The 25,545-nt window shown below is 67.8% G+C and carries 23 protein-coding genes and 1 tRNA gene; 19 read left to right on the top strand and 5 right to left on the bottom strand.

Translation table 11 applies throughout. From position 1 onward, the window contains the following. The first annotated feature begins 261 nt into the window (after positions 1–261). The 19 genes from rpmI to KHF85_RS12065 all read left to right on the top strand — a co-directional run bounded on the left by rpmI (position 262) and on the right by KHF85_RS12065 (position 19,572). Positions 262–459, top strand: a complete 198-nt coding sequence (rpmI, locus tag KHF85_RS12155; protein ID WP_002811096.1) for a 50S ribosomal protein L35 — start codon at positions 262–264, stop codon at positions 457–459. 10 nt (positions 460–469) lie between these two features. Continuing rightward, complete coding sequence (rplT, locus tag KHF85_RS12150; protein WP_003466653.1) at positions 470–829, top strand: 50S ribosomal protein L20; 360 nt, start codon at positions 470–472, stop codon at positions 827–829. A 199-nt stretch (positions 830–1,028) separates the two neighbouring features. Further along, positions 1,029–2,024: a phenylalanine--tRNA ligase subunit alpha gene (gene pheS, locus KHF85_RS12145; RefSeq protein WP_284566859.1), complete on the top strand. Its 996-nt coding sequence runs from the start codon at positions 1,029–1,031 to the stop codon at positions 2,022–2,024. 120 nt (positions 2,025–2,144) lie between these two features. Continuing rightward, a complete protein-coding gene (pheT, locus tag KHF85_RS12140; RefSeq protein WP_284566858.1) occupies positions 2,145–4,523 on the top strand; it encodes a phenylalanine--tRNA ligase subunit beta in 2,379 nt (792 codons plus the stop codon). 21 nt (positions 4,524–4,544) lie between these two features. Beyond that, positions 4,545–4,844, top strand: coding sequence for an integration host factor subunit alpha (locus KHF85_RS12135; RefSeq protein ID WP_003480904.1), 300 nt, complete (start codon positions 4,545–4,547; stop codon positions 4,842–4,844). After that, complete coding sequence (locus tag KHF85_RS12130; RefSeq protein ID WP_009597860.1) at positions 4,825–5,181, top strand: MerR family transcriptional regulator; 357 nt, start codon at positions 4,825–4,827, stop codon at positions 5,179–5,181. The genes KHF85_RS12135 and KHF85_RS12130 overlap by 20 nt, the downstream gene beginning before the upstream one ends. Before the next feature lie 97 nt (positions 5,182–5,278). Next, positions 5,279–5,355, top strand: a tRNA-Pro gene (locus KHF85_RS12125). Between the two features lie 606 nt (positions 5,356–5,961). Further along, positions 5,962–6,660 carry a polysaccharide biosynthesis/export family protein gene (locus KHF85_RS12120; RefSeq protein ID WP_284566857.1) on the top strand — a complete coding sequence of 233 codons (699 nt, stop codon included), beginning with the start codon at positions 5,962–5,964 and terminating at the stop codon, positions 6,658–6,660. Continuing rightward, on the top strand, positions 6,642–8,069 hold the full coding sequence (locus tag KHF85_RS12115; RefSeq protein ID WP_284569545.1) for a GumC family protein: 1,428 nt from the start codon (positions 6,642–6,644) through the stop codon (positions 8,067–8,069). Before KHF85_RS12120 ends, KHF85_RS12115 begins: the two co-directional genes overlap by 19 nt. 315 nt (positions 8,070–8,384) lie before the next feature. Beyond that, on the top strand, positions 8,385–9,845 hold the full coding sequence (locus tag KHF85_RS12110) for an undecaprenyl-phosphate glucose phosphotransferase (protein ID WP_053834316.1): 1,461 nt from the start codon (positions 8,385–8,387) through the stop codon (positions 9,843–9,845). 244 nt (positions 9,846–10,089) lie between these two features. Further along, positions 10,090–11,346 (top strand): polysaccharide biosynthesis protein GumE, encoded by a 1,257-nt coding sequence (locus KHF85_RS12105; RefSeq protein WP_284569544.1) that lies wholly within the window; start codon positions 10,090–10,092, stop codon positions 11,344–11,346. Next, positions 11,343–12,440 carry an acyltransferase family protein gene (locus tag KHF85_RS12100; RefSeq protein ID WP_284566856.1) on the top strand — a complete coding sequence of 366 codons (1,098 nt, stop codon included), beginning with the start codon at positions 11,343–11,345 and terminating at the stop codon, positions 12,438–12,440. The genes KHF85_RS12105 and KHF85_RS12100 overlap by 4 nt, the downstream gene beginning before the upstream one ends. 43 nt (positions 12,441–12,483) lie before the next feature. Then, positions 12,484–13,617, top strand: coding sequence for a glycosyltransferase family 4 protein (locus tag KHF85_RS12095; protein WP_284566855.1), 1,134 nt, complete (start codon positions 12,484–12,486; stop codon positions 13,615–13,617). After that, a complete protein-coding gene (locus tag KHF85_RS12090) occupies positions 13,614–14,663 on the top strand; it encodes a glycosyltransferase (protein ID WP_064538543.1) in 1,050 nt (349 codons plus the stop codon). The genes KHF85_RS12095 and KHF85_RS12090 overlap by 4 nt, the downstream gene beginning before the upstream one ends. Further along, complete coding sequence (locus KHF85_RS12085) at positions 14,660–16,165, top strand: lipopolysaccharide biosynthesis protein (RefSeq protein WP_284566854.1); 1,506 nt, start codon at positions 14,660–14,662, stop codon at positions 16,163–16,165. The genes KHF85_RS12090 and KHF85_RS12085 overlap by 4 nt, the downstream gene beginning before the upstream one ends. A gap of 52 nt (positions 16,166–16,217) precedes the next feature. Beyond that, a complete protein-coding gene (locus KHF85_RS12080) occupies positions 16,218–17,405 on the top strand; it encodes a GumK N-terminal domain-containing glycosyltransferase (protein ID WP_074375757.1) in 1,188 nt (395 codons plus the stop codon). 54 nt (positions 17,406–17,459) lie between these two features. After that, on the top strand, positions 17,460–18,251 hold the full coding sequence (locus KHF85_RS12075) for a polysaccharide pyruvyl transferase family protein (protein WP_081004817.1): 792 nt from the start codon (positions 17,460–17,462) through the stop codon (positions 18,249–18,251). Continuing rightward, positions 18,238–18,999: a WecB/TagA/CpsF family glycosyltransferase gene (locus tag KHF85_RS12070; RefSeq protein ID WP_284566853.1), complete on the top strand. Its 762-nt coding sequence runs from the start codon at positions 18,238–18,240 to the stop codon at positions 18,997–18,999. The genes KHF85_RS12075 and KHF85_RS12070 overlap by 14 nt, the downstream gene beginning before the upstream one ends. 102 nt (positions 19,000–19,101) lie before the next feature. Continuing rightward, on the top strand, positions 19,102–19,572 hold the full coding sequence (locus KHF85_RS12065; protein WP_284566852.1) for a cupin domain-containing protein: 471 nt from the start codon (positions 19,102–19,104) through the stop codon (positions 19,570–19,572). 72 nt (positions 19,573–19,644) lie between these two features. Here the strand turns inward: KHF85_RS12065 and dxs are convergent, their stop codons facing one another. From dxs to KHF85_RS12040, 5 genes are all read right to left on the bottom strand, one after another. After that, positions 19,645–21,558, bottom strand: coding sequence for a 1-deoxy-D-xylulose-5-phosphate synthase (gene dxs, locus KHF85_RS12060; RefSeq protein WP_284566851.1), 1,914 nt, complete (start codon positions 21,556–21,558; stop codon positions 19,645–19,647). 138 nt (positions 21,559–21,696) lie between these two features. Next, positions 21,697–22,362, bottom strand: coding sequence for an HNH endonuclease (locus KHF85_RS12055; RefSeq protein WP_284566850.1), 666 nt, complete (start codon positions 22,360–22,362; stop codon positions 21,697–21,699). 102 nt (positions 22,363–22,464) lie between these two features. Beyond that, entirely contained in the window at positions 22,465–24,249 is a 1,785-nt protein-coding gene (locus tag KHF85_RS12050) for an acyl-CoA dehydrogenase C-terminal domain-containing protein (protein ID WP_284566849.1), read from the bottom strand. Positions 24,250–24,410: 161 nt separating this feature from the next. Beyond that, a complete protein-coding gene (locus tag KHF85_RS12045) occupies positions 24,411–24,731 on the bottom strand; it encodes an HlyD family secretion protein (protein WP_284569543.1) in 321 nt (106 codons plus the stop codon). A gap of 66 nt (positions 24,732–24,797) precedes the next feature. Next, a complete protein-coding gene (locus KHF85_RS12040; RefSeq protein WP_284566848.1) occupies positions 24,798–25,274 on the bottom strand; it encodes an LEA/WHy family protein in 477 nt (158 codons plus the stop codon). Positions 25,275–25,545: the final 271 nt, after the last annotated feature.

The raw sequence follows: 25,545 nt of genomic DNA, 5'->3' as shown, positions 1-25,545 counted from the left end.
ATCGCGCAGCCTGTTCGAGTCCCGAGTCCCGAGTCCCGAGTCCCGACGCGCAGGCGCCAGGATCGAAATACATGATTTGCAAGGCATTCCAAGCCCTGGCATAATGCGCGGCCCAGTGCATCGGGTTTGCCGTCAACGCGGCAATAGGACCCGCCCTGATTCTTTGAGGATCAAGGGCTTACAAGCCGGTACGGGCACGGACGGAAAGCGTGGCACAGCCACCGCCCTGACCAGTGACAAAACACCATCAAGGACATTGCAATGCCCAAGATCAAGACCAACCGGGCGGCGGCCAAGCGCTTCCGCAAGACCGCCTCCGGCAAATACAAGTGCGGCCACGCCAACCGTAGCCATATCCTCACCAAGAAAGCGACCAAGCGGAAGCGCAACCTGCGGCAGACGAACCATGTTCGTGCCGAGGACGCTGGCCGTCTTGACCGTATGCTGCCTTACCTCTGAGGACTGAACCATGGCTCGAGTAAAACGTGGCGTCCAGGCACGCCGTCGTCACAAAAAAGTTCTGAACCTGGCCAAGGGCTATTACAACGCCCGTCGCAAGGTCTTCCGCGTCGCCAAGCAGGCGGTGATCAAGGCGCAGCAGTACGCCTACATCGGCCGCAAGCAGAAGAAGCGCGTGTTCCGTTCGCTGTGGATCACCCGCATCAATGCGGCGGCCCGCATCAACGGCCTGAGCTACAGCCGTTTCATGAACGGCCTGCTCAAGGCTGGCATCACCCTGGATCGCAAGGTGCTGGCGGACATCGCTGTGCACGACGCGCAGGGCTTTGCCGCCTTGGCGGAGAAGGCAAAGGGCGCGCTGGCGGCATAAGTGCGAGTTGCTCGCAGGAGCCCGCACATCCATGTGCGGGTGTCCAACGAGGCGCCATCGCCAACATGCAGGGGAAGGGCGCGAGTCCTTCCCCTTTTTGCGTTTTGGGCATCCCGAGATCGGGATCGATCACGTGCCGGGATGTCTCCCGATCGCGGAATCCGGGTCGGGTGGTCGGCTGAAATGAGGCGCGAGTGCAATGAGTGAGATCGAATCCCTGAGCGGGCAGGCGCTGGCGGACATCGCCGCGGCGCAGAGTCCCGAAGCGCTGGAGCAGCTGCGCGTCGCGCTGTTGGGCAAGAGCGGCAGCATCACCGCGCAGCTGAAGCAACTCGGCGCGTTGCCGCCGGAGCAGCGCAAGCTGGCCGGCGAGGCGATCAACCAGGCGCGCGACGCGGTCTCCGCGGCGTTGGCCGCACGCCGCGCGCTGCTGGAAGGCGCGGCACTGGATGCGCGCCTGGCCGCCGAGCGCATCGACGTGACCCTGCCGGGCCGGCGCGGTGAGCGCGGCGGGTTGCATCCGGTCACGCGCACGCTGGAACGCATCACCGAGATCTTCGCGCGGCTCGGCTACGAGCTGTCCGACGGTCCGGAGATCGAGGACGACTGGCACAACTTCGAAGCGCTGAACTTTCCGCCGCACCATCCGGCGCGGGCGATGCACGACACCTTCTACTTCGGCGACGGGCGTCTGTTGCGCACCCACACCTCCGGCGTGCAGGTGCGCTACATGGGCGAGCATGCGCCGCCGCTGCGCATGATCGCCGCCGGCAAGGTCTACCGCAGCGACAGCGACCAGACCCACTCGCCGATGTTCCATCAGGTCGAAGGCCTGCTGGTCGACGAGCATTCCACCTTCGCCGACCTCAAGGGCACCCTGTCCGAGTTCGTGCGCGCGTTCTTCGAGCGCGACTTCGAGATGCGCTTCCGCCCCAGCTATTTCCCGTTCGTCGAACCCGGCGCGGAAGTGGACATCGCCTGGCAGCAGCCCGACGGCAGCACCCGCTGGCTGGAAGTGCTCGGCTGCGGCATGGTCCATCCGAACGTGCTGCGCAGCGTCGGCATCGATCCGGAACGCTACACCGGCTTCGCCTTCGGCATGGGCGTGGAGCGCTTCGCGATGCTGCGCTACGGCGTCAATGACCTGCGCGCGTTCTTCGAGAACGATGTGCGGTTCTTGCGTCAGTTTGCTTGAGTTCTGTTCGGGACTCGGGACTCGGGACTCGGGACTCGCAGGAGCATCATCGGTGCTCTGCCTGTCTGCGAGTTTTGATGTCCGAGTCCCGGGTCCCGAGTCCCGAGTCCCGGAAAAACAATGAAATTCTCTGAAAACTGGCTGCGCAGCCACGTCCCCACCCAGGCCTCGCGCGATGAACTGGCCGCGACCCTGACCGCCATCGGCCTGGAGGTCGAGGAGGTCACGCCGCTCGGCGAGTCGCTGCAGCAGGTGGTGGTGGCGCGCATCGTCGAGGCGGTGCGGCACCCGGAAGCCGATCGGCTGCAGGTGTGCCAGGTCGATGCCGGGCAGGGCGACTTGCTGCAGATCGTCTGCGGCGCGCCGAATGCGCGCGCCGGGCTGGTCGCGCCGCTGGCGCTGGTCGGCGCCCAGGTCGGCGGCATCGCGATCAAGGCGGCCAGGCTGCGCGGCGTGGAGTCCAACGGCATGTTGTGCTCGGCCAAGGAGCTGGGCCTGGACGGCGATGCGGCGGGCCTGTTCGAACTGCCCGACGATGCGCCGATCGGCCAGGCGCTGAGCGACTACCTCGGTTTGCCCGACGCCAGCATCGAGATCAAGCTGACCCCGAACCGCGCCGATTGCTTCGGCGTGCGCGGCATCGCCTACGACGTGGCCGCGGCCTGCGCCAGCGAAGTGCTGCCGTTCGCGGCCGCGCCGGTCGCCGTCGCCAGCGAGCGTCGCCTCGAGGTGCGCCTGCAGGCGGGCGCCGATGCGCCGCGCTACTGCGGGCGCGTGGTCGAGGATCTCGACCCGGCGGCGAAGACGCCGCTGTGGATGGCCGAGCGCCTGCGCCGCAGCGGCGTGCGCCCGGTGTCGCTGCTGGTCGATATCACCCAGTACGTGATGCTGGAGCTGGGCCAGCCGATGCATGCCTTCGACCTGGACACGCTGCGCGGCCCGGTCGGCGTGCGCCGCGCGCGTGCCGGCGAGACGCTGACGCTGCTCGACGGCCGCGACGCGACGCTCGACGACGGCTTCCTGGCCGTCACCGACAGCGACCGCGTGGTCGCCCTGGCCGGTTTGATGGGCGGACACGACACCCGCGTCACCGATGCGACCCGGCATGTGTTCCTGGAGGCCGCGCATTTCGCGCCGGCCGCGATCATGGGCCGCGGCCGCAAGCTCGGCCTGCACACCGATGCCGGCCACCGTTTCGAGCGCGGCGTGGACCCGGCGCTGCCGCGGCCGGCGCTGGAGTTGGCGACGCGGTTGGTGCTGGAACTGGCCGGCGGCCGTGCCGGTCCCGTGGTCGAGGCCGAGTTGCCCGAGCACCTGCCGGCGCCGGCGCCGATCGCGCTGCGCCGCGCGCGCATCGTGCGTGTGCTCGGCATCGAGGTCGCCGACGCCGAGGTCGAGCGCATCCTGCGCGCGCTGGGCATGGAGGTCGCGGTTGTCGCCAATGGCTGGCAGGTCACTGCGCCGAGCCGGCGCTTCGATATCGCCCTGGAAGAGGACCTGATCGAGGAACTGGCGCGCATCCACGGCTACGACCGCTTGCCGACCACGCTGCCGGGCGGCGCATCGCGCATCGCCATGGGCAGCGAGACGCAGCTGGACGAATTGAGCGTGCGCCGCCAACTGGTGGCGCGCGAGATGCTGGAAACCATCAACTACGCCTTCGTCGATGCGGCGCTGCTCGACCAGTGGGGCTTGGGCGCCGGGCGCGTGGCGCTGGCCAATCCGCTCAGCGCCGAACTGGCGGTGATGCGTCCGTCGCTGTTGCCGGGGCTGGTCGCGGCGTTGGGCCGCAACGTCGCCCGCCAGGCTGGGCGGGTGCGGCTGTTCGAGCTGGGCAAGGTGTTCGAGGCTGCGGCGACCGCTGGCGCCGCGCCCACCGAGACGCAGCGCGTGGCCGCCGCGGTGTGCGGCGATGCCGACGCGCTGCAGTGGGGCGTGCCGGCGCGCAAGGTCGACTTCCACGACCTGAAGGGCGACCTGGACGCGCTGGCCAGCGCTGCCGGCGCACGCCTGGACTACCGTCCGTCGGCGCTGCCGTTCGCGCATCCGACCCGGTCGGCCGACGTGTACCGCGACGGCGCGCGGATCGGCTGGATCGGCCAGCTGCATCCGCGCTTGCTGCAGGCGCTGCAGATCGACGTGGAGGTGCTCGGCTTCGAACTGGATCTGGCGCCGCTGGCCGCGCGCGCGCTGCCGCGTGCCGCCGAGCTGTCGCGGTTCCCGTCGGTGCGCCGCGACCTGGCCTTCCTGGTGCCGGAGGCGGTGGCCTGGTCGGCGCTGGCGGGCAGCGTGCGCGGCGCGGTCGGGCCGCTGCTGCGCGAGGTGGTGCTGTTCGACCGCTACGTCGGGCCGGGGGTCGAGGCGGGTTTCAAGAGTCTCGCTATGGGCTTGATTTTGCAGGACAACTCGCGCACTCTGACGGATCGCGATGTGGAGGCGGTGGTCGCCGATGCAGTGGCGGCGCTGGCGCGCGAACACGATGCGCGGATTCGCGGCTGAGACGTAGGGGATAGCAGGGCAATGGCGTTGACCAAAGCGGAAATGGCCGAACGGTTGTTCGACGAAGTCGGGCTGAACAAGCGCGAGGCCAAGGAATTCGTCGATGCTTTCTTCGATGTGCTGCGCGATGCGCTGCAGCAGGGGCGGCAGGTGAAGCTGTCCGGTTTCGGCAACTTCGATCTGCGCCGCAAGAACCAACGGCCCGGTCGCAATCCCAAGACCGGCGAAGAAATCCCGATCTCGGCGCGGACGGTGGTGACCTTCCGCCCGGGACAGAAGCTCAAGGAGCGAGTGGAGGCTTATGCTGGACCCGGGCAGTAACCGCGAACTTCCGCCGATTCCGGCCAAGCGCTACTTCACCATCGGTGAGGTCAGCGAGCTGTGCGACGTCAAACCGCACGTGCTGCGCTATTGGGAAACCGAATTTCCCAGTCTTGAGCCGGTCAAGCGCCGCGGCAACCGCCGCTACTACCAGCGCCACGACGTGCTGATGGTGCGGCAAATCCGCAGCCTGCTGTACGAACAGGGCTATACCATCGGCGGCGCGCGCTTGCGCCTGGAAGGCGAGGGCGCGCGGCAGGAGTCGGCGTTGAGCAACCAGATCATCAAGCAGGTGCGGCAGGAACTGGAAGAAGTGCTGCAGTTGCTGCGGCGCTGAGCGGCCACGGCGCGACCGGCTAGGAATGGCCGCGCCAATCCCGCTATAATCGCCAACTCGCCGCAAGGCGGGACCGCCCAACGGCGGATGTTTTTACCGGGGTATAGCGCAGCCTGGTAGCGCACTAGTCTGGGGGACTAGTGGTCGTCGGTTCGAATCCGGCTACCCCGACCATCTTCGAAGGCCCATGTCAGCGACATGGGCCTTTTTCGTTTGGCGGCGTTTGCGCCACGCGATCGCAGGCGCCCAGCCGAGGCCTGCGCACGATTCGGCAGGCGTGGCGTCGCCTGGGTCTGGCATTTGCGCCATGGCGGCCGGGTGTTCTCGCGCGTTCTTTCCCGCCGCACGGCAGCGGACGCGAAGCGGCTCGGACGAAGGGGTAGACAAAGGCGCCGGCGCTGGCGTCATACGCGCGTAACCTGCCGGCGAGCGGGACGGGAATCTGGCAGCAAACTGCAGAATAGGGCCGTCAATGCCTTGACATGCGTCACGTTAACGTTGTGTATTTTGAGACGCGTCTTCGCTGTCCATGCTGAATGCCTGGACATGTAGTTGAATCCGCGCGGTATGGCGTCAAAAAAATGTCGGAAGATGTCTTGGTAGGGGCCAATAGCTGTGCCATAGTGCACTGCAGCACAAGGCTTCGCTGTTGGTCCGGGCCGTCGCCCCGGGCATGAAATGACACTGCAATCGTCTTGCCCCGACCGCTGATGGAGCGCTGGTTGGTTGGACGAGTGCGGCGTTCCCAAAATCACTCGACAGAGGGCATCTGCATCACGCATGGGTAAACTCTCCGGTACGTTCAACTGGGCATGGTGCCTGGCCCTTTCCAGTCTGGTCTTCCTGTCCGCCTGCAGCAGCGGGCCGAAGATGCGGACGGAATTGCCGCCTGGCGATCCGCTGGCCGGCTCCATGGGCCAGCCGGAATATTTGCTGGGTCCCGGCGATCTGCTGACGGTCAAGGTGTTCCAGGTGGACGACCTTGAGCGCCAGGTGCGGGTCGACAACGAGGGCCGCATCTCGCTGCCGCTGGTCGGCGACATCAAGGCCGCCGGGCTCAGCGTCAACGCGTTGCAGAAGGACATCACCGAACGCTACCGCAACGGCTATCTGCAGAACCCGCAGGTGTCGGTGCTGGTCAACGAGTTCACCGGCAACCGGGTCACCGTGACCGGCGCGGTGGGCGAGCCGGGCATCTACCCGATCGCCGGGTCGGCATTGACCCTGCAGCAGGCGTTGTCGCTGGGCAAGGGTGTCAGCGATGTGGCCAGCCGCGGCAACGTGGTGGTGTTCCGCAACGTCGGCGGGCAGAAGATGCTGGCCCGTTTCGATCTGCGCGATATCCAGAAGGGCCTCTCGCCGGATCCTGAAATCTACGGCGGCGACATCGTCGTGGTGTACCGCTCCGATGCACTTGTAGTGCTGCGCACCATGGTGCAGCTGACCCCGTTCGTCATGGTCTGGCGGGCATACCGATGAGTCTCTCGAGCATGCACACCCGTACTTCTTCGGCGCCGCTGAGCCCGGCCGACATCAGCCTGCTGGACTACTGGAACGCCCTGTACCGGCAGCGCTGGCTGATCGTCGGCATCACCGCGGCGGTGGTGTTGCTGGCGCTGCTGGTAACGTTATTGATGACCCCCAAGTACCGCGCCACCAGCGTGCTGCAGATCGAGCGCGAGTCCTTGAACGTGACCAACGTGGCGAACCTGATGCCGGTGGAATCGCCGCAGGACCGCGACTTCTACCAGACCCAGTACGAACTGCTCGGCAGCCGTTCGTTGGCGCGGGCGGTGATCCGCGAGGCGCACCTGACCCAGGAGCCGACGTTCAAGCCGCTGATCGACAAGGCGCTGGAGAAGCTGCAAGGTAATGGCGATGGCCGCGCGCCGTCGCCGCAGGCGCGCGCGGCTACCGCCGAGAACGCGGTGCTCGGTGCGGTGCTGGACGCGTTGATGATCGAGCCGGTGCGCGATTCGCGGCTGGTGCGGATCAACTTCGATTCGCCGGATCGGGCGCTGGCCGCGCGCGTGTCCAACACTTACGCGCGCATGTTCATCGCCTCGACCCAGGAGCGGCGCCTGCAGGCGTCCTCGTTCGCCGCCAAGTACCTGTCCGAGCGGCTGGAGCAACTGCGCGCCAAGGTGGAAGAGTCGGAGAAGAACGCGGTCGATTACTCCAGCAAGGAGCAGATCGTGTCGCTGGGCGACGACAAGCCCTCGCTGCCGACGCAGAACATGAGCGAATTGAACGTGCGCCTGGCCGCGGCCCAGGATGCGCGGATCAAGGCCGAGTCGGCATGGCGCCAGGCCGGCATCGGCGACGGCATGGGCCTGCCGCAGGTGATCAGCAGCCCGCTGATCCAGAGCCTGCGCACCGAGCAGGCCAAGCTGGAGGCGGATTACCAGCAGAAGCTGGCTACGTTCCAGCCCGGCTATCCGGAAATGCAGCGCCTGCATAACCAGATCTCCGAGACCAAGCGCCAGATCGGCAATGAGATCGCCAATATCCGCAGCGCGCTGAAGAACGATTACGAAGCGGCGCGGCAGCAGGAGACCCTGTTGTCCGAACGCATCTCCACCCTGAAGAACGACGAGCTGGATCTGCAGACCCGCAGCATCCGCTACAACATGCTCAGGCGCGAAGCCGACACCAACCGCCAGCTCTACGACGCGCTGCTGCAGCGCTACAAGGAGATCGGCGTGGCCGGCAACGTGGGCACCAACAATGTGTCGATCATCGACCGCGCCGATGTGCCGGGCAAGCCGAGTTCGCCGAAGATCTTGCTGAATCTGGCGCTGGCGTTCGTGTTCGGCCTGTTCTCGGCGATCGCCATCGCCTTGATCCGCTACTTCCTGCGCGAAGCCAATGCAGCGGCCGCGGCGTGAAGCGCATGGCGCACAGCCCGGCGCGATGCGGCGTGATCGCGATCGCGGCGGATGCGACGACGCAGGCACATCGTCTTTTTTTCTACGCAAATTCTTCAGCGAGGTGATACGTGATTCAGCTAAGTAAGGAGGTGCTCCATTATTTTCCTGATCGGTTGTACGCAGTCGTCCTTGTCTTGAATTAACACGGGCTGCCGTGGACCTGGGGTCGGTGAGGAAGGCACCGCAGCGGTCCACTGGCAGATGAGATCGAGGCTCGCATACGTTGCATGTTCCCCCGCATGCCACCGACCGAGTTTGGATGGGAATCCCGCCATGCTTCTTGCAGACCTGAGTAGCGCCACCTATACGACATCGTCCCCCCGCCTGCTGTCCAAATATGCAGCCGCCGCGGACATCCTGCTACGCGTGTCGGATCTGACGGTCATCGTCGCCGGCGCGCTGGCGACCCACCGCCTGCTGTTCTCCAGCTGGCTGCCGGAAGCGCCTTACCGGGTCGCGATCGGTACCACCTTGCTGTACGCGGTGATCTGCTTTGCCTTGTTCCCGCTGTACCGCAGCTGGCGCGGACGCGGCCTGCTGCGCGAAATGATGGTGCTGAGCCTTGCCTGCGGTGGCGTGTTCGCGCTGTTCGCGGTGCATGCGTTCGTGGTTCAGTTCGGGCAGCAGGTCTCGCGGCTGTGGATCGGCCTGTGGTTCGTCACCAGCCTGGCCACGTTGCTGGTCTCGCGCACCATGGTGCGCGGCGTGCTCAACCACCTGCGCTCGGAAGGCGTGGACGTGCAGCGCGTGGTGGTGGTGGGCCTGCGCCATCCGGTGGTCAAGATCCACAACTACCTGAGCCGCAATCCGTGGGTCGGCATGCAGCTGGTCGGCTATTTCAGCAGCGATTACGATCTGTCGGTGGCCGACCACCCGAAGAAGCTGCAGTGCCTGGGAGCGGGCACGCCGGAATCGCTGATCGACTACCTCAACAACAACGAGGTGGAGCAGGTGTGGATCTCGCTGCCGCTGGGCGAGCGCGACCACATCAAGCAACTGCTGCAGCAGATGGACCGCTACCCGATCCAGGTCAGGCTGATCCCGGACCTGTTCGACTTCGGCATGCTCAACCAGTCCGGCGACCAGATCGGCAACGTGCCGGTGATCAATCTGCGCCAGGGCGGGGTGGACCGCAACACTTACTTCGTGGTCGCCAAGGCGCTGCAGGACAAGCTGGTCGCGCTGGCCGCGCTGGCGATGCTGTGGCCGGTGATGCTGGCGATCGCGGTGGGCGTGAAGCTGAGTTCGCCGGGTCCGGTGTTCTTCCGCCAGCGCCGCCATGGCCTGGGCGGGCGCGAGTTCTACATGTACAAGTTCCGCTCGATGCGCGTGCAGCAGGAACCCAGCGACGTGGTGGTGCAGGCCAAGCGCGGCGACAGCCGGGTCACGCCGTTCGGCGCGTTCCTGCGCCGCAGCAGCCTGGACGAGCTGCCGCAGCTGTTCAATGTGCTCGGTGGCAGCATGTCGGTGGTGGGGCCGCGGCCGCATGCGGCGCAGCACAACACCCACTACGAAAAGCTGATCAACCATTACATGCAGCGGCACTACGTCAAGCCGGGCATCACCGGCTGGGCCCAGGTCAACGGGTTCCGCGGCGAGACGCCCGAACTGCGGACGATGAAGAAGCGCATCCAGTACGATCTGGACTACATCCGGCGCTGGTCGCTGTGGCTGGATACGCGGATCATCGTGCTCACCGCGGTGAAGGTGCTCGGGCAGAAGACCGCCTACTGATGCGCCCGATGTACCGTTACCCCGCCGACCGTTCCCACTGCCGGCGCCGCCCCGTCGTCGCCGTCGGCAGCGGGGACGGCGGCGGCTGGGCCGCGTGCCGTAGCACCATCGAGCTCGCTTGCCGCCGTGGCGTGCGCGCGGGGCGTGCCGCCGTGGCTGCGTGGCGGCCGTTTTCGCAGCGTGTGGCGCGTCGCGTCGCGCAGCGAGGTGCCGCGTGCTGAACACCGCCATCGATGCGCCGCCGATGACGCTGCGCGAGCAGCGCCACAACCTGCTGATCGAGCTGGTGCTGCTGTTCGCCATCGGCTACAACTTCCTGCTCGCGGTGGTGAACGCCAAGGTGTTCCGGGTCAGCCCGGCCATGACCTATGTGGTGGAAGTGGCGATCTACGGCGCCTGCTTCCTGATCGGGCTGTGGTCGCTGGACCGCAAGCGCACGGCGATGGTGTTCACCGGCATCGGCCTGCTAGCGGTGCTGATGCTGGTGCGGCTGTTCCTGGTCTGGTCGATCGATCCCAAGTTCTTCCGCGACGCGCTGATCCCGTTTGCGTTCCTGGTGCTGGGCGCGGCCTATACCGGTTCGCTGCCCAAGCTGTTCCTGCGCATGACGCTGGTCGTGTCGCTGGTGGCGGCGTTCGAGTTGGCCTTGCCCAAGGTGTACGGCGACGTGGTCAACCCGAAGAGTTACTTCGTCAATGCGCGCGGCGCCAGCGCGTCGAGCTTCTGGAACCAGGACAGCAACCTGTTCGTCAGCGCGACCCGGCCGGGCGCGCGCAACTTCCTGCCCTCTTCCAACCTGCCGCGCGCGTCCTCGGTGTTCATCGAGCCGGTGACGATGGGCAACTTCATCATCTTCTTCACCGCGATCCTGCTGACCTTCTGGCGCTGGATGCGGCCGCTGGGCATCGCCGCATCGGTGGCGATGATCGGCTTCCTGATCGTGGCCTCGGATGGACGCCTGGCCGCCGGCACCTGCGTGATGATGGTGGCGCTGACGCCGCTGCTGCTGCGCATGGACCAGCGCCTGGGATTCCTGATTTTCTTCGGCGTGCTGCTGGGCGCGTGGTTGATGGTATGGGCGTCCGGCATCCAGAGCTACGAGGACACCACGTTGGGGCGGGTGTTCTTCACCGTCTATTCGATCCGCAATATGACCGCCGAGTCGTGGCTGGGCCTGGATTTCGACACGCCGTACAAGTATTTCGATAGCGGCATCGCCTATTTCATCTCCTCGCAGTCGGTGGTGCTGGTGCTGGCGTTCCTGCTCGCCTATTCGTTCGCGATGCTGATGCGCACGATCGAGGGCCAGCTGTTCAAGAACCTGCTGATCTTCGCCTTCGCGCTGAGCCTGCTGGTGTCCAACGGCTACTTCTCGATCAAGACAGCGGCGCTGTGGTGGTTCGTCTGCGGCTGCCTGTGGCAGATGGTGCCGCGGCGCGCGACGGCGGATGCGTTGCCGCCGGCAAGCGACACGCCGCCGCGTACGGCGGTGGCGACATGAGCGCCTCCACGCAGGCGGTGCAGACGGTGCTGGCCGAGCAGCCGGCCAGCACCGGCGTGCGCGGCACGCGCGATGCGCGGATCGATGCGGCCAAGGCGCTGGCAATCCTGCTGGTGGTGTTCGGCCATGCCAAGGGCATCCCGCATGCCTATGTGATCCTGGCCTACAGCTTCCACGTGCCGATGTTCTTCGTGCTGTCCGGCTGGGTCGGCGAGGCGTTCGGCAAGCGGCCGCTGGGCTTGGCGACCTGGACCAAGCTGGCGCGCAGTCTGCTGCTGCCGTATCTGGCGTTCTTCCTGGTCGCTTACGCGTATTGGATGCTGACCCGCCACATCGGTTCCAAGGCGCAGCTGTGGGGCGACCGGCCGTGGTGGGAGCCGCTGCTGGGACTGGTCAGCGGCATCGGACCCAAGCTGTACGTGATGCCGGCGCTGTGGTTCCTGCCGGCGCTGTTCGTGACCACGCTGAGCTATCTGTACCTGCGCCGGCGCCTGTCGCTGGACGTGCTGGCGGTGCTGTCGCTGCTGCTGGCCTGGGGCTGGGCGATCTGGTTCCCGACCCAGGATTACCGGCTTCCGTTTGCGCTGGATGTACTGCCGGTGTCGTTGTGCTTCTTCGCGCTCGGTGCGGCGGCGGCCAAGCGCAGCGGTTGGCTGCCGACCAGTCGCACCGGCAATGCCGTGGCGGCGTTGCTGTTGGCGGCGGCGTGGTTCGCGATCGCCTGGAACAACGGCCGCGTGGACGTGAACATGATGAAGTTCGGCCATTCGCCGTTGGGGTTCCTCGCCGGCAGCCTGCTCGGCAGCGCGATGGCGCTGTGCGCAGCGCGGCTGGTGCAGGAGTGGGCGTGGGTGCAGTGGATCGGGCGCAATACCTTGCTGATCCTGTGCACGCATACGCTGCTGTTCTCGGTCATGGCCGGCGTGGCCAGCCGCACCGGCCTGGTCCGCGGCGATGCCTGGGGGCCGGCCTGGGCGGTATCGGTGGGCGTGTTCGCGGTGCTCGCCAGTGTGCCGATGCGCGCGGTGATCGTGCGCGTGGCGCCGTGGATGATCGGGGTGCGGCGCGAGCCGGCACGGCCGGAGGCGTCCTGATGGCGCCGTCGCAATACGGTGCGCTGGCGCACGGGAGTGTTCAATGAAGGTGGTCCACGTGGTGCGCCAGTTCCATCCGTCCGTGGGCGGCATGGAAGAGGTCGTGCTGAATATCGCGCGGCGGCATCTGCAGCAGGGCCGCGACCAGGTAGAAGTGGTGACCCTGGACCGGGTCTTCACCCGGCCGCAGGAGCGGTTGGCGCCGCGCGATGCCTACCAGGGCGTGCCGATCGTGCGCCTGCCGTTCCGCGGTTCCTCGCGCTATCCGCTGGCGCCGACGGTGCTGGCGGCGCTGCGCGGCGCCGACCTGGTGCACGTGCACGGGATCGATTTCTTCTACGACTTCCTGGCCTTGACCCGGGTCCTGCACGGCACGCCGATGATCGTCTCCACCCACGGCGGTTTCTTCCATACCACCTATGCCTCGCGGCTGAAGATGCTGTGGTTCAAGACCCTGACCCGGGCTTCGGCCTGGGCGTACGCGCGGGTCGTGGCGACCAGCGAGAACGATGGCCAGGTGTTCTCCGCGGTGGTCGCGCCGCAGCGCCTGCGGGTGATCGAGAACGGCGTGGACGTCGGCAAGTTCGCCGGGCAGGGCAGCGCGACGCCCGGGCGCACGCTGATCTATTTCGGGCGCTGGTCGGTCAACAAGGGCTTGCTGGAAACGCTGGACCTGCTGCGCGCGCTGGCGGCGCAGGATCCTGCCTGGCAGCTGATCGTGGCCGGGCGCGAATACGACTTCACCCAGGCCGATCTGCTGCAGGCGATCGCCGAACGCGGCCTGCAGGACTGCGTGCAGCTGCGCGTGGCGCCGTCGCAGGAGGAACTGGCGCAGCTGCTCGGCAGCGCGCAGTACTTCGTGTGCCTGTCGCGCCACGAAGGCTTCGGCCTGGCCGCGGTCGAAGCGATGAGCGCCGGCCTGCTGCCGGTGCTCAGCGACATCCCGCCGTTCGCGCGCCTGGTGCGCGAATCGGCGCAAGGGCTGCTGCTGGATCCGGCCGATTCGCAGCGCGCCGCCGACGCGGTGCAGGCCTATGCGGCCGCGACCGACGCCAGCTTCGCCGTGCAGCGGCAGGCGGCCATGGCCTATGCGCAGCGCTACGACTGGGAGCATGTGGTCGGCGCCTATCTGGACGAGTATCGCGCTGCATTGGGCACGGCGGAGGCAGGGCGATGAGCGGCGAACAGCGTTGCAGCGGCGATGCGCGCGTGCCCGGTCCGCCGATCAGCGTGCTGCTGTCGACCGAACGGCCGACCGCGACCACCAATCCCTATCTGACCCAGCTGTATGCGGCATTGCCGCAGCAGGTGCAGTTGCGCTTCTTCTCGATGCGCGCGGCGCTGCTGTCGCGCTACGACGTGCTGCACGTGCACTGGCCGGAATACATGATGCGGCATCCCACCGCCGTGGGCACGCTGGCCAAGCAGGCGTGCATGGCGCTGCTGCTGCTGCGGCTCAAGCTCGGCGGCGTGCCGCTGGTGCGCACCCTGCACAACGTGGCGCCGCACGAGGACAAGGGCTGGCGCGAGCGCCTGCTGCTGCGCTGGACCGACCGCCTGACCGCACGCTGGATCCGCATCAATGCGACCACGCCGGAACGCGCGCCGGCCACCGACACCATCCTGCACGGGCACTACCGCGACTGGTACGCGGCGATGCCGCAGCCGCCGCGGGTGCCGGGACGTTTGCTGCATTTCGGCCTGTTGCGTCCGTACAAGGGCGTGGAAACCCTGGTCGCGACGCTGCAGGCCTTGCCCGATCCGGCACTGAGCCTGCGCATCGCCGGCAATCCGATCGACGCGCAGATCCGCGCCGTGGTCGAACAGGCCTGCGCCGCCGATCCGCGGATCAGCGCGCGCCTGCAGTATGTGGAAGACGAAGTGCTGGCGCGCGAGGTCGCCGAGGCCGAGCTGGTGGTGCTGCCGTATCGGCAGATGCACAACTCCGGCACCTTGCTGCTGGCCTTGTCGCTGGCGCGGCCGGTGCTGGCGCCGTGGAGCGCGGCCAATGCGGCGATCGCCGAAGAGGTCGGGCCGGGCTGGGTGCTGTTGTACCAAGGCGAGCTGGATGCGGCGCAACTGGCCGACGCGCTGGCGCAGGCACAGCGCCTGCCCGCCGACGCGGTGCCGGATCTGTCGCGGCGCGACTGGTGCGCGATCGGCCTGCAGCATTACCGCAGCTATCTGGATGCGCGCGGCGTACGCAGCGAGGCACGGGCATGAGCGCGACCGAGACCCCAGGTTCCGCCACGCCGCCGCAGCGTAGTCTCGGTGCGCGCGCCGCCGGTGGCGCGGCGGTGACCATGGCCGGGCAGCTGGCGAAGATGGTGGTGCAGTTCGGCGGCATCGTGCTGCTGGCGCGCTTGCTGACGCCCTACGACTACGGCCTGATGGCCATGGTCACCGCGATCGTCGGCATGGCCGAGATCCTGCGCGACTTCGGCCTGTCCTCGGCCGCGATCCAGGCCAAGCACGTCAGCCGCGAGCAGCGCGACAACCTGTTCTGGATCAACAGCGGCATCGGCCTGGTGCTGGCGATCGTGGTGTTCCTGTCCTCGTCGTGGATCGCGCACTTCTATCGCGAGCCGGCGCTGCTGGGCATCTCGCAGGCGCTGGCGGTGACCTTCCTGCTCAACGGCATGACCACCCAGTACCGCGCGCATCTCAGCCGCGGGCTGCGCTTCGGTCAGGTCTCGCTGAGCGATGTCGGCGCGCAGGTCATGGGCCTGATCGCCGGCGTCGGCGTGGCCCTGGCCGGCTACGGCTATTGGGCGCTGGTGTGGCAGCAGGTGGTGCAGGCGCTGGTCAATCTGGCCATCGCCGGCGTCTGCGCGCGCTGGCTGCCGCGCGGCTATCGTCGCGACGCGCCGATGCGCGCGTTCCTGAGCTTCGGCTGGAACCTGATGGCCGCGCAGCTGCTCGGCTACGCCAGCCGCAACGTCGGCCAGGTGATCATCGGCCACCGGATCGGCGCCGAGGCGCTGGGCCTGTACAACCGTGCGTTCCAGCTGCTGATGATGCCGCTGAACCAGATCAATGCGCCGGCCACCTCGGTAGCGCTGCCGGTGTTGTCGCAGCTGCAGGACGACCCGCCGCGCTTCGGCAGCTTCCTGCTGCGCGGGCAGACGGTAATGGTGCATCTGATCGTGGCGCTGTTCTCCTTCGCCTGCGCACTGGCGTTGCCGCTGATCGTGCTGGTGCTCGGCGAACAATGGCGGCCGGCGGTGCCGCTGTTCCAGGTGCTGACCCTGGGCGGCATCTTCCAGACCGCGTCCTATGCCACCTATTGGGTGTTCCTGGCGCAGGGCCTGATGCGCCAGCAGCTGGTGTACTCGGTGGTCGGGCGGGTGATGCTGATCGCCTGCATCTTCGCCGGCTCGGTGTGGGGGGTGATGGGCGTGACCATCGGCTACACGCTGGGCCTTCTGGTGATGTGGCCGCTCTCGGTGATCTGGATCGCCAAGGTGGCGCCGCAGGTGCCGGCCATGGAGTTGTTCAACAACGCCCTGCGCGCGATCCTTGGCTATGGCGCGGCCGGCGCGGCGGCGTACTTCGCCGCGCAACAGTGGGGCGGCAGTTCGCTGTGGCAGCAACTGGCGGTGGGCGCTTTGGCCATGGCGATGGGCTGCGTGTTGGTGTTCGCGCTGTGGCCGGCATTCCGCCGCGACGTGATGGCGATCCTCAACATGCGCACGCTGTTGCGCGATGCCAGAGCCAAGCGATGAGCTGCGCGCTGTCGATTTTCCCCGAACACCCTTCCCGCAAAGGAGCAATGGCATGAGTGATTCTTCCGCGTCAGCGACGCTCGCCGCGGCACCGGCAGCGGCCCTCGCCGGACGTCCGCCGTGCTACCTGGTGCTGTCCGCGCACGATTACCGCACGCCGCGCCGCGCCAATATCCACTTCATCGCCGACGAGCTGGCCAAGCGCGGCACCACGCGCTTCTTCTCGTTGCGCTACAGCCTGCTGTCGCGGCTCAAGGGCGACCTGCGGCTGCCGCTGGACGCCACCGCCAACAGCGTGGTCGAGCACAACGGCGTGGAGTGCTACCTGTGGCGCGCGCCGCTGCACCCGTTCAACACGCGGCGGCGCTGGCTGCGGCCGCTGGAAGACCTGATGTTCAAGCTGTACGCGGCCAAGCCGCCGGCCACGCTGCTGCGCTGGATGCGCGAGGCGGACGTGATCGTGTTCGAAAGCGGCATCGCGGTGGCCTTCATCGAACTGGCGGCGCGCATCAACCCGACCGCACGCAAGGTCTACCGCGCTTCCGACGGCCTGAGCACGATCAACGTCGCCGACTACATCGAGCGCGAGTTCGCGCGCGTGGCGCCGAGCCTGGACGTGATCGCGCTGGTGTCGCCGGCGATGGCCGAGGAGATTTCCAGCCGCCACAACGTGTTCCATGTCGGGCATGGGGTGGACCACAACCTGGATACGCTCGGCGATCCGTCGCCGTACGGGGAGGGCATCCATGCGGTGGCGGTCGGCTCGATGCTGTTCGATCCGGAATTCTTCGTCGTCGCCAGCCGCGCCTTCCCGCAGGTGACTTTCCACGTGATCGGCTCGGGCATGGGCCGCGCGCCGGGCTACGGCGACAACGTGGTGGTGTACGGCGAAATGAAGCACGCCGAGACCATCGGCTACATCAAGCACGCGCGCTTCGGCATCGCGCCGTATGCCTCCGAGCAGGTGCCGGTGTATCTGGCCGACAGCTCCATGAAGCTGCTGCAGTACGATTTCTTCGGCCTGCCGGCGGTGTGCCCGAACGCGGTGGTGGGCAGCTACCAGTCGCGCTTCGGCTATACGCCGGGCGACGAGGCTTCGATCGTCGCGGCGATCGGGAAAGCGCTGCACGCGCCGCACGTGCGCCACCGCCAATGCCTGAGCTGGTCCGAAACCACCGACCGCGTCCTGGATCCGTCGGCGTATCCGGAAACCCGGCTTTTCGCAGGCGATGCCGCCTGACCAGAACCGATTCGCCGTCGAGCGCCATGCGCGCACCAACAGGAGGATGTTGCATTGTCCGCATTGCAAAAATGGATCGATTACGCGGAGCGCCGCGCGTTGTTCTGGTGGAAGCCGAAGAACGGGGAGATCAACGTCGGCGATCACCTGTCCAAGATCATCGTGTCCAACGTGCTGGGGCAGCGCGACCGGACCCTGCTGGACAAGCGCGACAAGCGCAAGCGCCTGATCGCGATCGGCTCGGTGCTGCATTTCGCCAGCGATGGCGACACGGTGTGGGGCAGTGGCGTCAACGGCAAGATCCCCGCCGACCGCCATACCTTCCGCACGCTCGACGTGCGCGCCGTGCGCGGTCCCAGGACCCGCGCCTTCCTGCGCGAGCGCGGCCTGGACGTGCCGGAGATCTACGGCGACCCCGGGCTGCTGATGCCGCTGTTCTTCCCGCGCGAAGCGTTGGAGCCGCCGTCCACGCGGCAGCCGTTCCTGATCGTGCCGCACTTCAACGAGCCGTCGGACAAATATGTGCGCTACAAGGACCAGCTGGTGCTGCCGAACCGTCAGCCGGCCGGGTTCGTGCGGCAATTGCTGTGCGCGGAACTGGTGGTGTCCAGTTCCTTGCACGGCCTGATCCTGGCCGAAGCCTACGGCGTGCCGTCGGTGTACCTGGAATGGGGCAACGGCGAGGATCGGTTCAAGTACGACGACTACTACCACGGCACCGGGCGCATGCAGTGGCATGCCGGTCACAGCGTGGAGGAGTGCCTGGCCCTGGGCGGCAACCGCCCATTCGATTTGAACGCCGTGCAACGCGGCCTGTTGGACAGTTTCCCTCATGACCTCTGGTAACCCGCAAGCCGAACCCCGGGAGGTGATGGCGCTGGGCGGCTATCCGATCCTGCGCACCACCGAAGCGGCATTCGCCGATGCGCTGTTCCAGGCGCAGGCGCATGGCGAGCAGCGCCTGGTGTTCTTCGCCAACACCAATTTCGTGGTGCAGTGCCAGGCGCTGCGCGCGGGGTTGCGCGCGCCGGGCGTGCGCATCGTCAACGACGGCATTGGCATGGACCTGGGCGCGCTGCTGGTGCATCGCCGCCGCTTCGCCGGCAACCTCAATGGCACCGACCTGATTCCGTACCTGTGCCGGCACAGCCGGCGGCCGCTGCGCTTCTTCCTGCTCGGCGGGCGTCCGGGCGTGGCCCAGGCCGCCGCGCAGACGCTGCGCCAGACGCTGGGCCAGGACGTGGTCGGGACCTGCGACGGCTATGCCGAGTTCGCCGCCGCGGGGGCCGCTCTGGCCGAGCGTATCAACGCCAGCGGCGCCGACGTGGTGCTGGTGGCGTTCGGCAATCCGCTGCAGGAAAGCTGGATCCTCGAGCATGCCACGCAGCTGGATGCGCGCTTGCTGTTCGGGGTCGGCGCGCTGCTGGATTTCCTGTCCGGCAACGCCCAGCGCGCGCCGGCCTGGGTGCGCCGCTTGCACATGGAGTGGATGTACCGCCTGTTGCGCGAGCCGCGGCGCCTGCTCAAGCGCTACAGCTGGGACCTGCTGGTGTTCTTCGGGGTCTGCCTGCGCAACGGCCGGCGCCTCGGCTAGCCAGCCGCGGTTGGCCGGCTGCCGCCGGCGCGCATCGAGCGCCAGGGCGGCGGACGCGTGGGTGCTCTAGCCCAAGCCGGCCGCCAGGCCCTAAACTGCGCCATGTCTACGAAATCGTCCATTCGCATCGCCACCTTGCTGCGCGACCTGTCGCTGCTGCCGCACCCGGAAGGCGGGCGCTATGCGCGCGTGCACACCTCCGCGTTGCAGGTCCAGCACGAAGGCACCACGCGCCCGGCCTGCACTGCGATCCGCTTCCTGCTGGTGCGCGGCGAGTACAGCGATTGGCACCGGATCGATGCCGACGAAACCTGGCAATGGGAGGAGGGCGGCGCGCTGGACTTGCTGAGCTTCGATCCGCAGCATGGCCTGCAGCGCTACCGGATGGACGCCAGCGAGCGCGGCGGCCTGCCGTCGGTGGTAATCCCGGCCGGCAGCTGGCAGGCGGCACGGCCGCTGGACGACTACAGCCTGGTGCGCTGCGTGGTGACCCCTGGCTTCCTGTGGGAACGTTTCGAATTGCTGCCCGCCACCGATCCGCTGGTCGCGTACCTGCCCAAGCTGGCAGGCTGAACATCCCGCGATGTGCGGCGCGCCGATAGCCCGGCGACGCCGCACATGCCGCACCACCAACGCGGATTGCGCTCAGCCGGCCGCGGTGCGCGGCGGATTGGCGCCGGCCGCCAGTTGCGGCCAGCGCGCCAGGATCGCAGTATGGATGCCGGCGGCGTCGATGCCGGCTTCGGCCAGCAACTGCTCGCGGCTGGCATGGTGCTGGAACGCGTCGGGCAGGCCCAGGTGCAGCAGCGGGCGCAGCACGCCTTCGGCATTGAGCAGTTCGGCCACGCCGGAGCCGGCGCCGCCCGCCACCACGTTGTCCTCGATGGTCACGAAGCCGTCGTGGCTGCGCGCAAGCTCGAGCAGCAGCGCACGATCCAGCGGCTTGACGAAGCGCATGTTGACCACGCTCAGTCCCAGCTCGCGGCCGACCTGTTCGGCCGCGGCCACGGTCGATCCGAATGCCAGCAGCGCCAGCGTGGCGCCCTGGAAGCGCAGTTGCGCCTTGCCGATCGGCAGCGTGTCCAGGGCGGTGCCGGGCGCCACGCCGGGACCGGTGCCGCGTGGATAGCGCACCGCGGCCGGGCCGGCGTGCTGCAGGCCGGTGCTGAGCATTTGCCGGCACTCGGCTTCGTCGGCCGGGGCCATCAGTACCAGGTGCGGCACGCAGCGCAGGAAGCTCAAGTCCAGGTTGCCGGCATGGGTGGCGCCGTCGGGGCCGACCACCCCGCCGCGGTCGATCGCGAACAGCACATCGAGCTGCTGCACCGCCACGTCGTGCACCAACTGGTCGTAGCCGCGTTGCAGGAAGGTCGAGTAGATCGCCACCACCGGCTTGGCGCCCTGCGTGGCCATGCCCGCCGCCAGCGTCACCGCATGCTGCTCGGCGATCGCCACGTCGAAGTAGCGCTGCGGGTATTCCTTGCTGAAGCGCACCAGGCCCGAGCCTTCGCGCATTGCCGGGGTGATCGCCAGCAGCGCCGGTTCGGCCGCGGCCATGTCGCAGATCCAGTCGCCGAACACGTCGGTATAGGTCGGCGCCTTGGCGCCCGGCTTGGACACCAGGCCCTTGCTGGGATCGAACGGGCCGACCGCGTGGTAGCCGATCTGGTCGCCCTCGGCCAGCTCGTAGCCCTTGCCCTTGGTGGTGATCACGTGCAGCAACTGCGCACCCTTCAGTGTCTGCAGGGTCTTCAGCGCGCCGATCAGCGCCGGCAGGTCGTGGCCGTCGATCGGCCCGGTGTAGTGGAAGCCCATCTCCTCGAACAGCGTGGACGGCACGAACATGCCCTTCCAATGCTCCTCCCAGCGGCGCACGAAACGCGCGGTGGGATTGCTCTTCTTGTCGCCGAGGATCTTCTTGCCGCCCTCGCGGATCGCATTGAGGGTCTTGCTGCCGCTCATCCGCCCGAGCATCTTGGTGACCCCGCCGACCGCTTCGGAGATCGACATGCGGTTGTCGTTGAGGATCACCAGCAGGTTCGGTTCCGGGTCCATGCCGCCGGCGTGATTCAGCGCCTCGTAGGCCATGCCGGCGGTCATCGCGCCGTCGCCGATCACCGCCACCACCTTGCGCTCGTCGCCGGCGCGTTGCAGCGCGATGGCCATGCCCAGCGCCGCGGAGATCGAGGTCGAGGAATGGCCGACGCCGAAGGTGTCGTACTCGCTCTCCTCGCGCTTGGGAAACGGCGCCACGCCGCCGGCCTGCTTGACCGAATGGATCTGGTCGCGGCGCCCGGTCAGGATCTTGTGCGGATAGGTCTGATGGCCGACATCCCACACCAATCGATCAACCGGGGTGTCGTACAGATAGTGCAGGGCCACGGTGAGCTCGATCACGCCCAGCCCGGCGCCGAAATGGCCGCCGCTCTTGCCGACGCACTCGATCAGGTAGGCGCGCAGTTCCTCCGCGATCGCCGGCAGTTCCGACTCCTCGAAGCGGCGCAGTTCGGCGGGGATCTGGATGCGCGCAAGGCGCGGATAGCGGGTGGGGTCGATCATCGGGATTCGGGTTCAGCGGACCGTCCATTTTCCTCCCCATTCCGGGCACGGGCAAGCAACCCGTTCAGTTGCGCACGGGCGCGGGCCAGGCTGGAAGGGAGGTGCGGCAATCCGTCGCAGTGCGCGGCGGCGTGCGGTTCAGAGCCACAGCTTCGAGCGCTTGGGCAATTGCGCCTTCAGGAACGACATCTGGTCGGCGAGGATGTTGCGGTTGGACAGGATCAGGTGCTCGATCCAGCTCGGCCGGTACGGCACCGCCAGCAGCGGCATCGACGCCTGCTGCGGGGTGCGGTTGCCCTTGCGCGAATTGCAGTGGAAACAGGCGGTGACCACGTTTTCCCAGGTGTCGCGGCCGCCCTTGGACACCGGCATGACATGATCGCGGGTCAGGTGCGGACGGCTGAACTGCTGGCCGCAGTACAGGCACAGCTGCGCGTCGCGGGCGAACAGCGCGGTATTGGTCAAGGTCGGTGTGGGATCGAGTGCGCGCGAGCGGGCATGGCCGCGCGCGGCGATGATCGGATGCAGGTGCAGCACGCTGCGCTCGCCGCTGGCGCGCGACATGCCGCCGTGGATGTGCATGCACGGCTCGCCCAACGTCCAGGCCACCGCGCCGCGCGCATACAGGCAGGCGGCCGATTGCCAGTTGATCCAGTCCAGCACCCGGCCATGCGCATCCAGCGACAGCAGTCGCACCGAAGGCAGGTGGGCGTGAACAGGGGACGGCGGCAACGACGCGTCGCCGGCCGAAGCGGCGAAGGCTCCGGTATCGATCAGACCAAGCGTTGTTGTGTCTGTCTCCATCGGGAAAACAGCTTATACCCGATTGTTGACGATTTGTGTATCGAAGCAGGACGGATCCGCGCGACCGGCGCGTTGCGCCGCCGGTCGCGCCGCGCGCGCTGCTCAGAAGTGCGCGTCGGACATCGCCATCAGCGGTTCGGCACCGGCCTCGATCACCGCGGCGTGGGTCAGCGTGCGCGGCAGGAGCTTGGCGTAGTAGAAGCGCGCGGTCTCGCGCTTGGACTGCTTGAACGTCTCGCTGTGCGCCGATGCATCCGCGGCGGCGACGCTGCGCGCCCACCAGTAGGCCAGCACCACGTAGCCGGAATAGAACACATAGTCGTAGCTGGCCGCACCCAGCTCGTCGGCGTTGCCGGCGGCGCGCTGCAGGATGCGCTTGGTCAGCGCCGCCCATTCGCCGGCCTTCGCGCGCAGCGGGCCGATGAACTCGGCCAGCGCCGGGTTGTCCGCATGCTCGGCGGCGAAGGCCTCGATCTGCGCCAGGAACAGCTTCAGTCCCGCGCCCTGGCTGGACGCGGTCTTGCGTCCGATCAGGTCCAGCGCCTGGATGCCGGTGGTGCCTTCGTACAAGGTGGTGATGCGCGCGTCGCGCGCCAGCTGTTCCATGCCGTGTTCGTGGATGTAGCCGTGGCCGCCGAAGCACTGCAGCGCGTGGTAGGTGTTCTCCACGCCCCATTCGGTCTGGCAGGCCTTGGAGATCGGGGTCAGGAAACTGACCAGCACGTCGGCCTGCTCGCGCTCGGCCGGATCCTGCGCGTGGTGGGCGATATCGATGAGGGTCGCGGCATGCAGCGCCAGCAGGCGGCTGCCTTCCGTCAGTGCCTTCACCGTCAGCAGCATGCGGCGCACGTCCGGATGCACCAGGATCGGGTCGGCCGGCTTGTCCGGCAGCTTGGCGCCGGTCAGCGAGCGCGACTGCAGGCGTTCGCGCGCATAGCGCAGGGCGTTCTGATAGGCGCGCTCGGACAGGCCGATGCCTTGCAGGCCCACGCCCAGCCGCGCCGTGTTCATCATCGTAAACATGGCCTGCAGGCCCTTGTGCGGCTGGCCGACCAGGTAGCCCTGCGCGCCGTCGAAGTGCATCACGCAGGTGGCCGAGCCGTGGATGCCCATCTTGTGCTCCAGCGAGCCGCAGCGCACCGCGTTGCGCGCGCCGACGCTGCCGTCGCGGGCGACCTTGAACTTGGGCACCACCAGCAGCGAGATGCCCTTGGCCCCAGCCGGCGCATCCGGCAACCGCGCCAGCACCAGGTGCACGATGTTGTCGGTGAAGTCGTGCTCGCCGGCGGTAATGAAGATCTTGGTGCCGCTGACCGACCAACTGCCGTCGGCGTTGGCGTCGGCGCGGGTCTTGAGCAGGCCCAGGTCGGTGCCGCAGTGCGGCTCGGTCAGGCACATGGTGCCGGTCCAGCGGCCATCCACCAGCGGCTTCAGGAAGACCTCCTGCTGCCAGGCCTCGCCGTGCTGCTTCAGCGCCTCGACCGCGCCATGCGACAGCAGCGGGAAGTTGCCCCAGGCCAGGTTGGCCGCGTTGACCATTTCGTTGAGCGGCACGCCCAGCGTATGCGGCAGGCCCTGGCCGCCGAATTCGGTGGCTGCGGTCAGCCCGGTCCAGCCGCCCTCGGCGAACTGCCGGTAGGCCTCACGGAAACCGGGCGCGGTGGTGACTGCGCCGGTGGCCGCGTCCAGCGTGCAGCCATGCTCGTCGCCGACCCGGTTCAGCGGCGCCAGCACCGTGCCGGTGAAGCGCGCGGCTTCCTCCAGCACGGCGTCGACCACGTCGGCGGTGGCCTCGGCATAGCCCAGGCGGGCGAACAGCGCCTCCACCTGCAGCACGTCGTGCAGCGCGAAGCGCAGGTCGGTCAGCGGGGCTTGGTAGGTGCTCATGCGGTCGCTCGGACAGGGGCCGCGGCGCGGCCGAGGTGCGCAGGATACTACGGCGTATGGATGTGGGGCGGGGATTGGGGATTGGGGATTCGTAACGGCCGTCGCGCGGTGTGGATGGGTCTGAGGCTCGCCGTTGGCTTTTGCGAATTCCCAATCCGCAATCACGGCCCCCCATGCACCGTCACTGTCGCGGTCATGCCGGCGGCCAGGATCGTATTCGGTGGGACGCTGGCCGGATCGATGCGCACCCGCACCGGCACCCGCTGCGCCAGGCGGATCCAGTTGAAGGTGGGGCTGACGTCGGCGAGTAGCGAGGCGCTGGTCGGGTTGTCGCTGTCGGCGATGCCCTCGACCGTGCCGTGCAGCAGCACCCCGCCGCTGATCAGGCGGATGTCGGCGCGATCGCCGACGTGCACCCGCGGCAGCTCTGTTTCCTCGAAATAGCCGTAGATCCACATCGCGTCGTCGCGCACCAGCGCCAGCCGCGCGCTGCCCGCCTGGGCGTCGTCGCCGACCCGCAGGTCCAGGGTGGCGATGCAGCCTTGCGGCTAGCGCAGGACGCCGTCCAGGCCCGGGGCAGGGGTGAGCATGTTGCGCGTGTCGATCTCGAAGTTGCGCTGCTTCTTCTCTTCCGGCGTGGCGTCGATGCTGCCCTTGAGCGTGTAGTCGAGGCTGCGGCGGCCGGCCAGCGCATCGGCGACGGCGATGCGGGCGGCCGAACTCGGGCGTAGCGCGATGCTGACCACGTCCGCGGTTTCCGGTCCGATCGAGATCGCGGGCGCAAGCTGCAGGGTCCCGGCGGCTTCGCCGCCCACGCCCAGGTCCAGGCGCACGCGGTCGTAGCGCATCGGAATGCTGCTGTAGTTCTGCAGACGCAGTTCCACCTTCCAGCTGCCGTCCATGTTGACCGTGACTTGCTGCAGGCTGGCCGCGGGGTCGGACACGCGCCGCACCATGCCGTCGCCGCAGGCGGCCAGCAGCGCAGTGCACAACACGAGCAAGCCGAGGCGGAGCCGCTGACGCATGACCGGATTCCAGGACGTGAAGACCGGCGAAGAATACTACGGCGCCAGCGTACCCAGCGTGTGGCCAGCGCCCAGCTGGACATGCGCGCCCGCGCTGCCGTCCAGCTGCGGTTTGCGCCTGTCCAGCCAGGCCGCGGCATCCTGTCGCCGAGGTCCTGTCGCCGCAGCTGTGTCCGGCCCAGCCGCCCGCACCGAGTTCGCGCGCGCTGCTGCGCGACCGCGCCGGCCTCCGCGCCCCATTCACCTTGCCTTCCCGTGGGTCGGCAGTGTC

Source organism: Xanthomonas graminis pv. graminis (genome assembly GCF_030168915.1).
Classification (GTDB): domain Bacteria; phylum Pseudomonadota; class Gammaproteobacteria; order Xanthomonadales; family Xanthomonadaceae; genus Xanthomonas_A; species Xanthomonas_A translucens.
The sequence above is the reverse complement of the archived record's forward strand: the minus strand, read 5'-3'. Positions and strand labels throughout refer to the sequence as shown.